9 protein-coding genes and 1 tRNA gene are annotated in these 13959 nt (G+C 49.8%); 6 read left to right on the top strand and 4 right to left on the bottom strand.

From position 1 onward, the window contains the following. Positions 1-345: 345 nt before the first annotated feature. Genes C6Y40_RS20065 through C6Y40_RS20090 form a run of 6 tightly spaced genes read left to right on the top strand, consistent with a single transcriptional unit; the run spans position 346 to position 7597 of the window. The gene (locus tag C6Y40_RS20065) at positions 346-1605 is read left to right on the top strand and encodes an efflux RND transporter periplasmic adaptor subunit (protein WP_105936179.1); all 1260 of its coding nucleotides are present in this window, start codon (positions 346-348) and stop codon (positions 1603-1605) included. Positions 1606-1647: 42 nt separating this feature from the next. Then, positions 1648-2364, top strand: a complete 717-nt coding sequence (locus C6Y40_RS20070; protein ID WP_105936180.1) for an ABC transporter ATP-binding protein — start codon at positions 1648-1650, stop codon at positions 2362-2364. A gap of 1 nt (position 2365) precedes the next feature. Next, a complete protein-coding gene (locus tag C6Y40_RS20075) occupies positions 2366-3679 on the top strand; it encodes an ABC transporter permease (protein WP_105936181.1) in 1314 nt (437 codons plus the stop codon). A gap of 10 nt (positions 3680-3689) precedes the next feature. Beyond that, entirely contained in the window at positions 3690-4895 is a 1206-nt protein-coding gene (locus C6Y40_RS20080) for an ABC transporter permease (protein ID WP_105936182.1), read from the top strand. 60 nt (positions 4896-4955) lie between these two features. Further along, entirely contained in the window at positions 4956-6290 is a 1335-nt protein-coding gene (locus C6Y40_RS20085) for a sigma-54-dependent transcriptional regulator (RefSeq protein ID WP_105936245.1), read from the top strand. Continuing rightward, on the top strand, positions 6287-7597 hold the full coding sequence (locus C6Y40_RS20090) for a sensor histidine kinase (protein WP_240622034.1): 1311 nt from the start codon (positions 6287-6289) through the stop codon (positions 7595-7597). Before C6Y40_RS20085 ends, C6Y40_RS20090 begins: the two co-directional genes overlap by 4 nt. Positions 7598-7761: 164 nt before the next feature. Here C6Y40_RS20090 and C6Y40_RS20095 read toward each other — a convergent pair whose 3' ends face one another. From C6Y40_RS20095 to C6Y40_RS20110, 4 genes are all read right to left on the bottom strand, one after another. Next, positions 7762-8253 carry a DUF4442 domain-containing protein gene (locus C6Y40_RS20095; protein WP_105936184.1) on the bottom strand — a complete coding sequence of 164 codons (492 nt, stop codon included), beginning with the start codon at positions 8251-8253 and terminating at the stop codon, positions 7762-7764. A gap of 178 nt (positions 8254-8431) precedes the next feature. Then, positions 8432-11554, bottom strand: a complete 3123-nt coding sequence (locus tag C6Y40_RS20100) for a TonB-dependent receptor domain-containing protein (protein WP_105936185.1) — start codon at positions 11552-11554, stop codon at positions 8432-8434. 238 nt (positions 11555-11792) lie between these two features. Next, positions 11793-13598, bottom strand: a complete 1806-nt coding sequence (locus C6Y40_RS20105) for a tetratricopeptide repeat-containing sulfotransferase family protein (RefSeq protein WP_170308547.1) — start codon at positions 13596-13598, stop codon at positions 11793-11795. A gap of 251 nt (positions 13599-13849) precedes the next feature. Beyond that, positions 13850-13925, bottom strand: a tRNA-Gly gene (locus C6Y40_RS20110). Between the last annotated feature and the right edge of the window lie 34 nt (positions 13926-13959).

Genomic DNA, 13959 nt, shown 5'->3' on the forward strand with positions numbered 1-13959 from the left:
TGGGCAACAGCTGCCTCTACACATTCCCGTACCCGGCAAAGCACTGTACCAGTGTAATGGATTTCTGCACACAAAACGAACAGAGCATCCGCCCATATTAAGTGTACGAAGGTGTCCGCGCCGGACACTTAAAGTGTCCGGCATTGATAAAACGGACACCTGAAAACAATAAAGTCAATACAAAACATAAGGTTAAAATATGGCACGCATCTGGTATCTGTGCTGGTAACTGTTCGAGGAGGAACATCCTATGTTACTAATTCATTTTCTTGCCGTACCCGCAATGATACTGATTACCGCAGCATGCATTACCCTGTTGGAATCAATGAACCTTGGTGGCCTGAAATGATCAAGGACACCAGCGCCCAGGACTCTGTGGTTATGCCCAAACGTCGCAACGGCATTAAACGATTAGCTATTATCGCAGTAGCACTGATTGCCGTTGCTCTGTCTGCTCACGCCATTCTTAACACAGCGTCGGCAGCGAAATCTGTGGATCGGGCCAGCGTGCAAATTGCTACGGTAGAACGCGGTGATTTAGTTCGTGATATTGCTGCTACCGGCCGAATTGTGGCCGCCAATGCGCCTCAGGTGTACAGCCCCGAAGAAGGACTCGTAACACTCCTGGTACGGGCCGGAGATTCGGTAAGCAAAGGTCAGCAAATAGCCCGGGTAGACAGCCCGCAATTGCAAAACCAGTTGCAACAGGAACGCTCTGAACTGGCGCGCCTGGAAGGTGAACTGGCGCGCAAATCCCTGGATGCCCGCCGCCAGACGCTGCAGTTAAATAAGCAACTGGACTTAGCCAAAGTAGAACTCAAAGCTGCGGAGCGCGAAAGCCGTCGCGCCAACAAGTCGATTAAAACCAATATCATTAGTCAGATTGACTATGAGAAGGCCGAAGATGAGCTGGCCCGCGCCAGACTCACCGTTACCCATGCTGAACAGGAAGTCGCCCTGGCCAAAGACACACTGGCCTTTGAAGTACAGGCTGCCGAGAACACCCTTGCCAGACAGCAACTGGTTGTTGATGAGCTGCAACGTAAAGTTGGTAACCTGACCATAGCGGCCAGTGTAGAAGGCGTGGTGGGCAATTTGTTTGTTACCGGACGCTCTCTGGTAACCGCCAATCAACCGCTGATGACTCTGGTGGACCTCACCGCTTATGAAGCAGAAATAAACGTTGCAGAGAGCTTTGCTAATGAGCTGGGTCTGGGAATGGATGTTGAGCTGAAAATCGGTCGTCAGACCGTGATGGGCAAACTGTCAGCCATTTCACCGGAAGTCGCCGAGCGGGAAGTGACCACCCGGGTGCGCTTTGATCAAAGCAACCTTAACCAAATTCGTCAGAACCAGCAGGTCACGGCGCGGGTACTGTTGGAGAATCGCAATGATGTGCTTAAGGTTCGTCGCGGCAGCTTCCTCCAATCCGGCGGCTATGTAGCCTACAAACTTAACGGCGACATAGCGAGCCGAATCGACATTGAAACAGGCGCAACCAGCATGCGTGAAGTAGAGATCCTGACCGGCGCAATGCCCGGCGATCAAATCATTGTGTCCAGCTATCAGGGCTTTGCACAAGCCGAATCCATTTTATTACGTTAAGCCTTGCGGCCAACCAGCGTACTTAACTGAAAGGAATACTCCATGTTAATAATGAAGAATGTGAGCAAAGTTTATCAAACCGAAATGGTGCAGACCCACGCCTTAAGAGATTTTGACCTGGAGGTTAAAGAAGGCGAATTCATTGCAGTTACCGGCCCTTCAGGCTCTGGTAAAACCACGTTTTTAAACATTGCCGGCATGCTTGAGCCGTATACCAGTGGCGAATATATGTTGGACGACGTAAATGTGGGCGGATTATCCGACAATCAGCGCGCTGATCTACGCAACCAGAAAATCGGCTTTATCTTTCAGGGTTTTAATCTTATCCCCGACCTGAACTTATACGAGAATGTGGAAGTACCGCTGCGCTACCGCGGTATCAAGGCAGCAGAGCGTAAAAAACGGATTGAGTCCTGCCTGGAACAGGTTGGCCTTGGCAGTCGCGCCAAACACCTGCCCCAGCAACTTTCTGGTGGCCAGCAGCAACGCGTAGCCATTGCCAGAGCGCTGGCCGGCGAACCCCGTTTTTTACTGGCCGATGAGCCAACCGGTAACCTCGACAGCCTGATGGCCCGCCAGGTCATGGAACTGCTGGAACAAATTAACCGCGATGGAGCCACCATTGTGATGGTTACGCACGACCCTGAACTGGCCCGCCGGGCGCCCCGCAATATTCAGATTGTTGACGGCCAGGTGGCCGACTTAACCCTGTATCAGGGCGTTACCGGCCAGACGGATCGTCAGGTGGTAGGAGGCTGATATGTTCCTGCACTATATAGATTTAGGCTGGCGCAGCCTGCGCCGTACCCCGCTGGTAAGCTTTTTGATGGTGCTGGCCATTGCGCTCGGCATTGGCATTACCATGACCAGTTTGTCGGTTTATCACATGATGTCGATGGATCCTATTGAGCACAAAAGCAGCCGTTTATTTCATCCTCAATTACAAACCATGGATGACGGCGAAGATACCTGGTCTGAGGATAACCTGCCGTATCAGTTAACCTATCAGGATGCCAAAAACCTGGCTGAAGCCCCTTTTCCGCAGTATAAAGCAGCGATGCTGCGCACCGGCTTTACGGTGCACCTGGACAACTCTGAAATTCGCCCGTTTATTCAGAATACCCGGGTCACTCACAGTGACTTCTTTACACTGTTTGATTTGTCGTTCATTTACGGCTCCGCCTGGACGCAGGAACAGGCTGATGCAGCCAGTCCGGTCGCGGTGATCAGTGAAGAACTTAACCAAAAGCTGTTTGGCGGCGAGAATTCCGTGGGCAGGCAAATCTATCTCGACGATACCAGCTTTCGGATCGTCGGTGTCATTGCCCCCTGGGAAACGCATATGAAGTTTTATGATGTGAATAACGGCGCCTTTAACAGTCAGGAAAGCATTTATATTCCTTTTAGCCTGATTGCAGCCATGGACATTAATACCTGGGGGAACAGCAACGGCTGGAAGTTCCAGAACATCCGTTCTATGAAGGATAAGCGCCAGTCTGAAATCTTCTGGCTGCAGTTCTGGGTGCAGCTTGAGGATGAGGCCGCGGTCAGTCAGTACGGCGATTATCTGATGAGCTACATGGCAGAGCAGCAAAAGTTTGGCCGCTTTAACCGCGAACAGCTCGAATACGGACTGCGCGATGTGAATGCCTGGCTCGATTACCGCAATGTGGTGTCTGAAGATAATGAAGTATTGGTGGCATTGAGCTTTATGTTTCTGGCGGTATGTCTGGCCAATATTCTGGGCCTGTTACTGGCCAAGTTTATGCGCCGGGCGCCGGAAGTGGGTGTGCGCCGGGCATTGGGGGCCAGCAAGCGTCAGGTCTTTTTGCAACACATTATTGAAGTATCCATGTTAGGCCTGATAGGCGGCCTGATGGGGATCGGTATCGCTCAATTGGGCTTATGGGGCGTGCGCCTTACTCAGGAGTACTACTCACCGCTGGCCACCATGGACCTGACTATGCTGCTGTCGGCACCGGTGATAGCCATCTCCGCCTGTGTGATTGCAGGCCTTTATCCGGCCTGGCTGGTTTGCCGCACCACACCTGCCACCTACCTTAAAACCCAATAGGAGCTGCACGATGTTAGAAATTAAACCCATTATCAATGCACTGCGCCGCTCTAAAGTGGGAGCGATTCTACTGCTGATTCAAATCGCCATTACCACGGCAATTGTTAGTAATGCGGCCTTTATCATTCAGGATCGGATGACGTACCTGCAGCAGGAAACCGGTTATCCGGAGCAGGATATCTTCTCTATAACCGTAATGACCTACGGCAAGGATCGAGATTTGTCTCAGCAGTTTGAGGAAGACGAGGCCTTACTGCGTAACCTGCCTGGCGTGGTGGATGCTGCGCTCAGTAATGCAGTGCCGCTCAGCGGCTCCGGCAGCGCCTCAGGTATGGGTCTGAAACCAGCGCCAGAGCCAGGTCGTAACGTTCGTGCCGGTTATCTGTTTGGTGACGATCACATGCTCAATACCCTGGGCGTCGAGCTTATGGAAGGGCGCAACTTTGCGTCTGACGAAGTCATCGTGACTCAGGACCCTGGCAAAGTCCCTAACGTGGCCATTGTCTCGTCGACTTTTGCCCTGGAAGCTTACCCTGATGGCGACGGCCTGGGTAAACTCATGTACATGGGTGACAAGCCGTTCAAAATCATAGGTATTGTCGATAAGATGAAAGGCCCCTGGCTGAAAGACGACCGGCCGGACAACGTAGTGATTTTCCCCTACATTAAAGCCGAAACCTATCAGCATATTATTGTGCGTACCGAGCCTGGACAGCGCGCTACCGTAATGCAAACGGTGGAAGATAAATTACTAGCGGCCTACGACAAACGAGTGTTCACCAATGTGATCACGCTGGACGAAAATAAGCGCCAGTACAACGCCTCGGATACGTTGATGCTGCGGATGCTGATGGTGCTGATAGTTGTACTGGTGGCAATTACCGCACTGGGCATATTTGGTCTTACGCTGTTTAATATCAGTAAGCGAACCCGTCAGATTGGTACGCGCCGTGCGCTGGGTGCCCGCAAATCAGATATTATTCGCTACTTCCTGGTTGAAAATACCCTGATATGTAGCGGCGGGCTGATTATTGGCTGCACCGCGGCAGTGTTAATGGGGCAGCAGTTATTACAACGCTTCTCACTGCCGGCACTGGAATTTCAATATGTTGCAGGTACAGCAATAATGGTACTGGTGATGACGCTGGTAGCGGTAATATTTCCGGCCCGGCGCGCAGCCCAAATCTCGCCGAGCGTTGCGACCCGCAGTATTTAGCGGTAAGGTCTCAATGTGTTGGCACATAACCCATAACAGGCTGATTAAGCGCTGAAAATGATGGATAAAATTCTACTAGTTGATGATAACCCGGCAGTGCTTGACGCACTGTCGTTGTTACTGGAAATTCATGGTTATACCGTGGTGACGGCGACGAACCCCATGGCAGCCCGGCAAATTGTCAATTACCAGGCCATTTCGCTGGTTATACAGGATATGAATTTCAGTGCCGACACCACGTCCGGAGAGGAAGGCAAGCAGTTATTCAGCGCCTTGCGCGAACTCAACCCCCATTTACCGGTGATCCTGATCACTGCCTGGACCGAGCTTGAGCAGGCAGTGGAACTGGTGAAGGCCGGCGCGGCAGATTATATTGCCAAGCCCTGGGACGATCAGAAACTGGTGAATACTGTAGCTAACCTCATTGAACTGGGCAAAGCCCGCTCCCAAAGCGCCCAACTGGTAAAGCAACAAAGTGCCTTTTTAGATACTCGTGAAGCCGCGGCCCGGGTTGGGCTGGTGTATCAGAGCGCAGCGATGCAGCGCCTCACTGACATGGCGATTCAGGTCGCTAAATCCGACATCAGCGTACTGATTACCGGGCCTAATGGCAGCGGCAAGGAGAAAATTGCCCAGCTCATACAGGCCTGCTCTCCTCTAAAAGACAAACCTTTTATCAGTATCAATGCCGGCGCATTACCACCGGATTTAATGGAAGCCGAATTGTTTGGTGCCGAACCCGGTGCCTACACGGGTGCACAAAAAGTGCGGATCGGCCGCTTTGAAGCCGCTGATGGGGGCACCTTATTTCTCGATGAAATAGGTAACCTCTCGCCCGCCGGCCAGATGAAATTACTGCGAGTACTGCAAACCGGTGAATTTGAACGACTGGGATCGGTGCAAACCCGGCGGGTGAATGTAAGGGTAGTCTCTGCAACTAACGCCGATCTCACTACAGATATCCGGCAAGGCCGATTCCGTGAGGATTTATATTACCGGCTCAATGCCATTGAGCTGAGGCTACCGCCACTGAGTGAACGCCCGGATGACGTAATGCCGTTAATTCAGCACTTCCTGCCCGGTCGCGAGATTGGCCTTGATGTGCAAAAGGCCCTGGCCGACTATCCCTGGCCCGGTAATGTCCGCGAACTCGAAAATGCCTGCAAGCGCGTGGCGGTGCTTAAACCGGATGGAGAAATTAGTCTGGCTGATTTTGCCCTGACCGGCTCAACCACGGTAACCAATACAACACCTAACACCGCAGAGCCGTCCCGCCAGGCACTGGAATTTGCAATCGAAAAACACGAGGGGGTGATTGCCCGGGTTGCTAAAGAATTTGGTATGAGCAGGCAATCGCTGTATCGCCGGCTCAAAAAGTTCGGGATTGAATATTGAGAAGTCCATTACCACCCTTTTTTATGGTTTATGCGGTCACCGTATTTACCGTTGTCATCGCCTTTATACCTTTGATGTGGCTGCTCGACTGGGACGTCAGCTATAAACTAGCGTTATTTACTGCCACTCTCATTGTTTGCCTGCTGATATTGAAAAAGGGGCTCACCAGACTTTCCACCTCACTGGAATCGTTAAAAGTAGGCCTGCTTAATTTTAAAGACGGCGAATTCTCAAATCAGCTTGTTTATCGCGATAAGGATCCGCTGGGCGATTTATGCTTATTATATAACGAGTCGGCAGAAAAGCTGCGGCAGGAAAAGCGTTGGTTACATCAGCGCGAGCTGATGCTCGATAAGGTGTTACAGAACTCCCCTGAAATACTGCTGTTACTCAACGACCACCAGCAGGTAGTGTTCAGTAACTATGCGGCCAGAGACTTCTTTGATGCCAGCGACCGGCTGGAAGGCTTCCCGTTATCAGCCTTGCTAAGCAACATCTCAGCGCCAGCGGCCACCGTTCTTAGGGAAGCAAAAGAAGGGTTATTTACCCTGCCCTGCCCGACTGGCGAGAACGAAACCTGGCATTTATCCATAGGCCGTTTTGTATTGAACAATCAGCATCACATACTGTTTATTCTTAAACAAATGACCCGTGAACTGAGTCGACAGGAAGTGGCCGTCTGGAAAAAGGTGATCCGCATTATCAGCCACGAACTGAATAACTCCATCGGACCGGTGTCTTCCATGCTGCACAGTGGGCGCTTGTTGAGTGAGAACCTTAATGAGCCCCGGCTTACCCGGGTCTTTTCGACCATCGCCGAACGGGTGGAGCATTTAAGTGACTTTGTGCAGGGTTACGGTAAATTTGCCAAACTGCCCGAGCCTAAACCAGAAAGGATAAACCGGGTAGCGTTTATCTCTAAGTTGCAACAGCAATGGCCGTTTCATTATCAGGAAAAAGGGGAAGGCGAACTCTATGCCGATATCATTCAGCTGGAACAGTTGCTTATCAATCTGCTGAAAAACGCCCATGAGTCAGACTCCCATGACGAAGATATTACGTTGAGTATTGACCTCAATAAGCAACGCACTGTTATTGAAGTCAGCGATCTTGGCCAGGGCATGTCTGATACCGTGCTGTCGCAGGCGCTTATCCCATTTTATTCTACAAAAAGCTCGGGAAGTGGACTGGGACTGGCCTTATGCAGGGAGATTGCAGAAGCCCACCATGGCCAGATTGCCTTGCAAAACCGCGAGGAGCGAGGGCTGACAGTGCGCGTTACCTTCCCGTCATTCTCCACAGGTTAAGATTTTAAAGTCTAAAAAGACTATTTAAGAACAAACAGCTGCTCAACGGGCACGTTGAAATAAGCTGCTATTCCCAATAGCGATTGCTATATCAGCTTGGTTGCGTAAAACGCTTGCCAGTAAAAAGGGCCCAGTCGAATGCAGACGCATTCGCCTGTGTTTACTTACTTTTTATGCTTAGGCACCCAGGCCCATAGCATTTCACACACCACAGGTTCGATATTATTGGCATCGGTTACGGTGACCTTAACCAACACCTCACCTTTTTCCTGTTGTTGCATCATCTTAATCTGTTCGTCACTGAGCGAGGCTACTGCGGTCATATCGCCTGTTGCCCGCTTTACGTATTGCAGATTCATCGATTTAATCAGCGGCAACTTATCTCCCGGCAGATTTAAGCCAACAATAAAGCCCGTGGCCGATTCTGCCAGCAAAGCCATTGCCGCGGCATGCACACTGCCAATGTGATTCTGCACTTTTTTATAGTTTAGTTGCCTGAAAGTGACTGTAGAAAAGTCGGTAGACACAATCTCCACCCGCGCAGTGCCCGCCAGCTTAACTTTATAACGGAACATCCATGTTAGCAGGCGGCTGCTCAGCCAGGCAGGGTAATGATTTACTTTTTCGGCATAGCGCCTTAAGGGATTACTCGACATAAAAACGGCTCAACTGGTTAGACCAGAAGAGCCTACGTTTTCTTAGCGCACAAATCAAGAGCAAGCCACGCATAAAAACGGCCGAGGATCTTACAATGGTCGGCCGTAATTAGTATCAATAGCTTATAGCCGCCAGGCGCAAAATGCGACTGGCAACTTTGTTGAGCAAGGAGGCGTATTAATTGGCTAACGTGTAGTTAACGCCGAAGAATAACGTACGCCCACGCGGACCTACTGGCCATGCTTCTTGTGTGGCAAAAGGTATTTCATCAGTCAGGTTATTAATACCACCGAACACAGCAAGACCATCGTCAAGCTGATAGCTCACGTTTACGTCATGAATAACGGTGCTCCCGAAGAAACCGCTTCCTGCGCCAAAGAGTTGCTCGTAGTCGTTAATTCCAAGCGCTTCTTCCATTTCACGATAAGCCTGGCGGCTTTGATAAGTGGTTTGGAAGGCCATACTCAGATCGCCACGGCTCCAGCTTAGCTCAATGTTGCCGGCTGTTTTCGGAGTACGAATTTCTTCAATACCAATATCAACGTCTGCGGGATCCGTAGGGTTGAAGTATTCATTCAGCTTATTCTGACGAGTACCCACAACGCTGATCCCAAAGTCGTTTGCATCGACGCTAAAGGTATAGTTAACCGACACGTCATAACCTTCGGCTTCAACCGCAGCAAAGTTAATCTGCCCAGTGGTCAGGCTGTTAAGGCCACCATCGCCACGACGGGTAAACTGATCACAGAATCCCAGGCCAGGATAGTTTGCTGAGTCGTAACAACCATTGAGAATATCAGACGAGCCCACAGCCGAGATAGCATCTTCGATTTCCACGCTCCAGTAATCCACCGACAGAGTTAAGCCTTCGATGAATGTGGGGCGGTAAACCGTACCAATGGTGACGGTTTCTGCGGTCTCAACATCCAGATCAGGGTTACCGCCTGACGTACCAGAGAATCGTGCGGTTAATGGGTTAACCCATATGTAGTTACCGTCACCATCAACAATGTCATCCAGTGGCACACCGGCAGCCTGTAATCCGGCTACACAGTTATCTACACGTGATGAGGTACCTGCGCCAATATTAGCCGGGTCGCAAGGATCAAGGTTTAGGTTAACGGTAATTGGCAACTGTGGATCAAACAGTTCAGAAATGTTTGGCGCTCTCACCGCTTCCGAGTAAGTACCGCGAATATTCAGCTCTTCAACCGGGCTGTAAGACAAGCCTACTTTCCAGGTAGTCGCCTGACCCAGAGTGGAGTAGTCCGCTACGCGAACCGCACCATCGACGGTAAATTCGTAGGCGAATTCTCTGTCCATAAAGATTGGCAAACGAACTTCCAGGAAGGCATCCATCACGTCGTATTCACCAGCCGTATTGAACTGCTGCACATTATCAATACCGGTCAGGAAGTAAAGCCAAGGCGACACTTCATTAACCTGCTGACCTGCAGTGTAAGACGTACCTTCTGGCAAAATACCGCGAGCCAGTGGGTCCAGACGGTTGTCACTGGACTCTTCACGGTACTCGATACCCGCAGCATAGCCCAACGGACCATCCAGTACGCTTTCGAATACTTCAAACTGACCCACACCGGTTAGGTTAATGACAGTTTGTTCAATGGTCAGCTTATCTTCCATTCTGGCAGTGATAAAATCCTGGGCGGCCTGACTGGCAGCGAAGGTACCAAAAGGATTGAGCGGCGCACACTGACCGTCGCCAGGGGTAAATGTGTAGTAACGGTCACTGTAGTAGTTGCCGTTTGCGTAATTGTTGCCTGCCACGAAGTAATCGATTTCGTAGGCGGCATTAGGGTCCAAATCTGAACGACACACGACATTACCATCGGCATCAGTAGTTGCATCCATCGCCGCAAATACCCGGTCTGTCATTTGTTCAGAGTATTCTGTGGTATTGGTAAAGCGACCATAGTTAACGGAGAATTCCAGTGAGTGATCATAGGAATAATCCCAGGTAAAACCACCCACAAAGCGCTGAGTTTCTCGGGTGTAAGTGGTTTCATCGTCATCCCAGCCAATGGCATCCTGGGTAATTAACAAACCACCAGTCTGATCAACTACCCCCGACAGTTCTGATGGAATAAACGGGTTATCCGGCAGAATAAACAGTGTATCGTAGTAGGAGTCATACTCTGCGTAAAAATTCGTTTCAGCTTTTACATATTTAGCTTCGAAAAACGCATTCAGTTCATCGGTGATCTGATAATTACCATTGAGGTTAACAATGGTTTTATCCGTATTTGGCATCAAAGTGTCGTTGTCGAAATTAAATTTGGCGCCGTCACCACCACTACTTAATAACCCATCGTAAATTGGGCCATCACTGTTAACGCTAACGGTTCCATCGGGATTGGTAATCCAGCACCCGGCAAGATAACCTACACGACCACCCTGAGATTCCTGACAGTCAGGCACGCCATTATTGTTGATATCTACATAGGTTACATCACGGCCACCAAAGGTAGGCGCTATGGAACCTTCATTTGATGTTAGCCAGTATCGGACATCACTGGCAAGCTGCAGCTGTGTATCACCATTCGGGTTAGCTACAATGGAGGAAAGTCCGTTATTTCTGGACCAGTCACGGTCGCCATGTAGAAGCTCTTCTTCGGTTTCATAAGACAGGGTCAATACAATGTTACCCTTGTCATCATCAAAGTTTTTACCGAAGGCTGCGTCTAATGCATAGGAGTCGCCGCCAGATTCTTGTGGCAGTGCCCCGGTGGCATTTATTTGTACGCCTTCAAAATCGTCTTTCAGAATAAAGTTAACTACACCCGTTACCGCATCGGCACCATATACTGCCGAGGCACCACCAGTGGTAACTTCTACCCGTTCAACCAGAGCACGTGGAATTGTACCAATATCAACAGCAGACGTGCCTCGGAAACCTGCCACGTGACGACGACCATTGACCAGTGTTAACGTTCTTTCGCCGCCCAGACCGCGAAGGTTCAATGCGTTTGCACCAGTATCTGAGTTTTCGGCTGTTTGTGATGAAATCAATGCCGGAATATCGTTAACCACATCAGCCAGGTTAAGTTCACCGGACATTGCGATATCTTTACTGTCCAGTGACTGAACAGGCACAGAAGACAGTACATTAGGATCAGTTGGGATCCGGGAGCCGGTGATGTTAATCACCTCAACGGCTTTAAGATCTTCTTCCGTTTCCTGTGCAGAAGTATGACTCGAATACCCTGCGCTTAATGCTGCCGCTATACATAACGAAATTGCTGAACGTTTATTATTGTGTTGATGTGTGCTTTTACCCATAGTGGTTCCTCAACGACCTATTTTAATTATGCTTTTAGAATCACAAACGAGTAGCGCAGCATACTTTGTACCATATTATCGAAAACACCGGAGGAGATTGATATCGGTGAAATTTTGAGGAAATTACCCGTTAGCTATGGAACAAGATCAAGCGGAATGCACCAATAAAACAGGAGTTCTGCACCAAAACAATGCAACAGCACGCCAAAATAAGCACTTCATGCTATATTTTGTTAGTTTAATCGAAATAATGACTGCATTGATCAAGAATGTCTGGTCTTAAGCTGCTTTTTAGTGCATTGAGGCCCTGATCAAACTTTTGCCATGTCCCAATACCATTTCGGTTGACGGGCAATCTCACCTGCTCACTACTGGCAGTATGAACCGCTCTGTCGGCAGAGTGAAAGTTGAGACAAGCCGACTCATACTCTAAGCCGATATGCCGAAAGATACGCCTAAGTTCCTGTTCAGGTGAAGCCACCAGTTCTTCGTACTGCACGTTAAGCACCCGGCCAGGCAATACAGACTGCCAGTGTGCCATAAGATCGACGTACTCATTGTAGGCAGCACCGATATGCGCCAGCCGATAGCTGAAATCCACACCCGACTGAAAATACTGCTTATACAGACTCCAGCCACAATCGAGTGGATTACGTCGCATATCGATAATAACAGCGTGAGGTAAGAGCTTGTGGATCAGACCTGTATAGCGAAAATTAAAGGGCTGTTTATCGAGATAAAAAGGACAGTGCTGCTGACGAAATAATTGCCCCTCCTCAATATAGGCACTGCCAAACGAGGTCAGTTCAGTTGCTGACAACTGCTCCAGTGAATCATTCAGGCTAGCGTTATAATGTTGCCTGACATAGCGCTGCATGCGACGCTCGATGGCGGGCAGGGTTGGTTGCTCCAGCGTTCCCTCTATCTGGCTGTGGCTGGCTAACATCTGTTCCAGAAGCGTAGACCCCGACCGCGGTAATCCAACAATGAATACAGGGGTGAGCTGGTTAGCACTGTATTCGGCCTGTACTGATAGCGCCGTTGGAGTGTAGGCCTGACGCAATGCTGAAAACTCTCGGGTCATGGCTTCCGGGTGATATTGAGGGGGAGCTTTGCAAGTGTTCGCCTGGTTATAAAGCGACAGGGTATGCGCAAAGTCGTTGCCTTGTTCGCTTATTTTCGCGGCAGTAAAAAGGGCCTGACACCGAACAAAATCCGGCAAATCAGATTTTATGAGACTGGCCAGTTGTTGTTTCTCACCGTGTGTGAAAGTGTAATTTTTGAAATCGGCCAGTGCCCACCAAGCCTCGCTATTCTGTGGATTAGATTTCAAGCTTGCTCTTAAACTGGCAATACTTTCCTGCCGGCGCCCCAGAATTCGTAACGCCTGCCCACGAATCTGCTCCACCTGACTCTGCCTTGCCTGATTATCAGAGGTATAACTAAGGGCTTGCTCACACTGCTGAAGCAATTCGGTGTACTGGCCATATTTCAACAATAAACAAAGCAAAGCCCAGTGTGCCTCGAAACCAGGGTCCAGCATGGTTAAAACCTGACAGGCATTAATTGCCAATATATACCGTCCCGCGCTGACATAACTGTCTGACAGCAATTTACGCAAGGAGGCATTCGCCGGCAACTGCGTAACCGCCGACGCCAGGATATCGATACTTTGTTCCGGCTGTTGTTCAGCTAACGCAATACTCGCCAACGTAAAACACGCCCTGGGATGAGATGGGTAATCTTCAAGCATTTTTCTGGCGAGTTGCTGAGCATCCTTGCGCTGCCCTTTTTGCATACAAAGCTGAATACCATGAAATTGCTGCTGCAGTGGGTCGACCCGCTCAGCGTGGTGAGCAACCTGTACTGCTTCACTCACATAACCGGCTTCAAACAGGCCTCTGCTGAACAACAGCCATCCCTCATAGCAATCAGGGTATTGACGCACCAGTGTGTATAGCAGTTTGACGGCTTCGGCAGGCTCACCAGCAGCAATGTGGCCTTTAGCCTGAGATAGTAGCCGCTGTAGTGTAGCTTGCTGCATGGAGGCATATCCTGACATATTGCGCTGTGACGATAATGGCGAAAAAGACTATCAGCTAACTTTTTACGGCGCAAGAAAGGCATACCAGTGATAGCGCTGAACCCAGAGCGTGAATTCTCAGGTAGCACTTACAAAACGAATGTGAAACGAATTAAACAGACAATCGCTGAGCGACATTGACGCCGTCGCTAACCCCTTGGGGCTGCTGCAAACTATTATTTTTGATTTTAAAACTTCTCTGAATGAGAAATTGGAGCGGGAAACGAGATTCGAACTCGCGACCCCAACCTTGGCAAGGTTGTGCTCTACCAACTGAGCTATTCCCGCTTAAGAGTGGCACTTCGTTTGAAGTGGTGCGCAT

Source organism: Marisediminitalea alba (assembly GCF_002993365.1).
GTDB classification, from domain to species: domain Bacteria; phylum Pseudomonadota; class Gammaproteobacteria; order Enterobacterales; family Alteromonadaceae; genus Alteromonas; species Alteromonas alba.

What these genes read in the sequence shown, in the direction of transcription:
- C6Y40_RS20065 (WP_105936179.1), top strand. Translation starts at nt 346, where the DNA reads ATGATCAAGGACACCAGCGCCCAGGACTCTGTGGTTATGCCCAAACGT.
- C6Y40_RS20070 (WP_105936180.1), top strand. Translation starts at nt 1,648, where the DNA reads ATGTTAATAATGAAGAATGTGAGCAAAGTTTATCAAACCGAAATGGTG.
- C6Y40_RS20075 (WP_105936181.1), top strand. Translation starts at nt 2,366, where the DNA reads ATGTTCCTGCACTATATAGATTTAGGCTGGCGCAGCCTGCGCCGTACC.
- C6Y40_RS20080 (WP_105936182.1), top strand. Translation starts at nt 3,690, where the DNA reads ATGTTAGAAATTAAACCCATTATCAATGCACTGCGCCGCTCTAAAGTG.
- C6Y40_RS20085 (WP_105936245.1), top strand. Translation starts at nt 4,956, where the DNA reads ATGGATAAAATTCTACTAGTTGATGATAACCCGGCAGTGCTTGACGCA.
- C6Y40_RS20095 (WP_105936184.1), bottom strand. Translation starts at nt 8,253, where the DNA reads ATGTCGAGTAATCCCTTAAGGCGCTATGCCGAAAAAGTAAATCATTAC.
- C6Y40_RS20100 (WP_105936185.1), bottom strand. Translation starts at nt 11,554, where the DNA reads ATGGGTAAAAGCACACATCAACACAATAATAAACGTTCAGCAATTTCG.
- C6Y40_RS20105 (WP_170308547.1), bottom strand. Translation starts at nt 13,598, where the DNA reads ATGCAGCAAGCTACACTACAGCGGCTACTATCTCAGGCTAAAGGCCAC.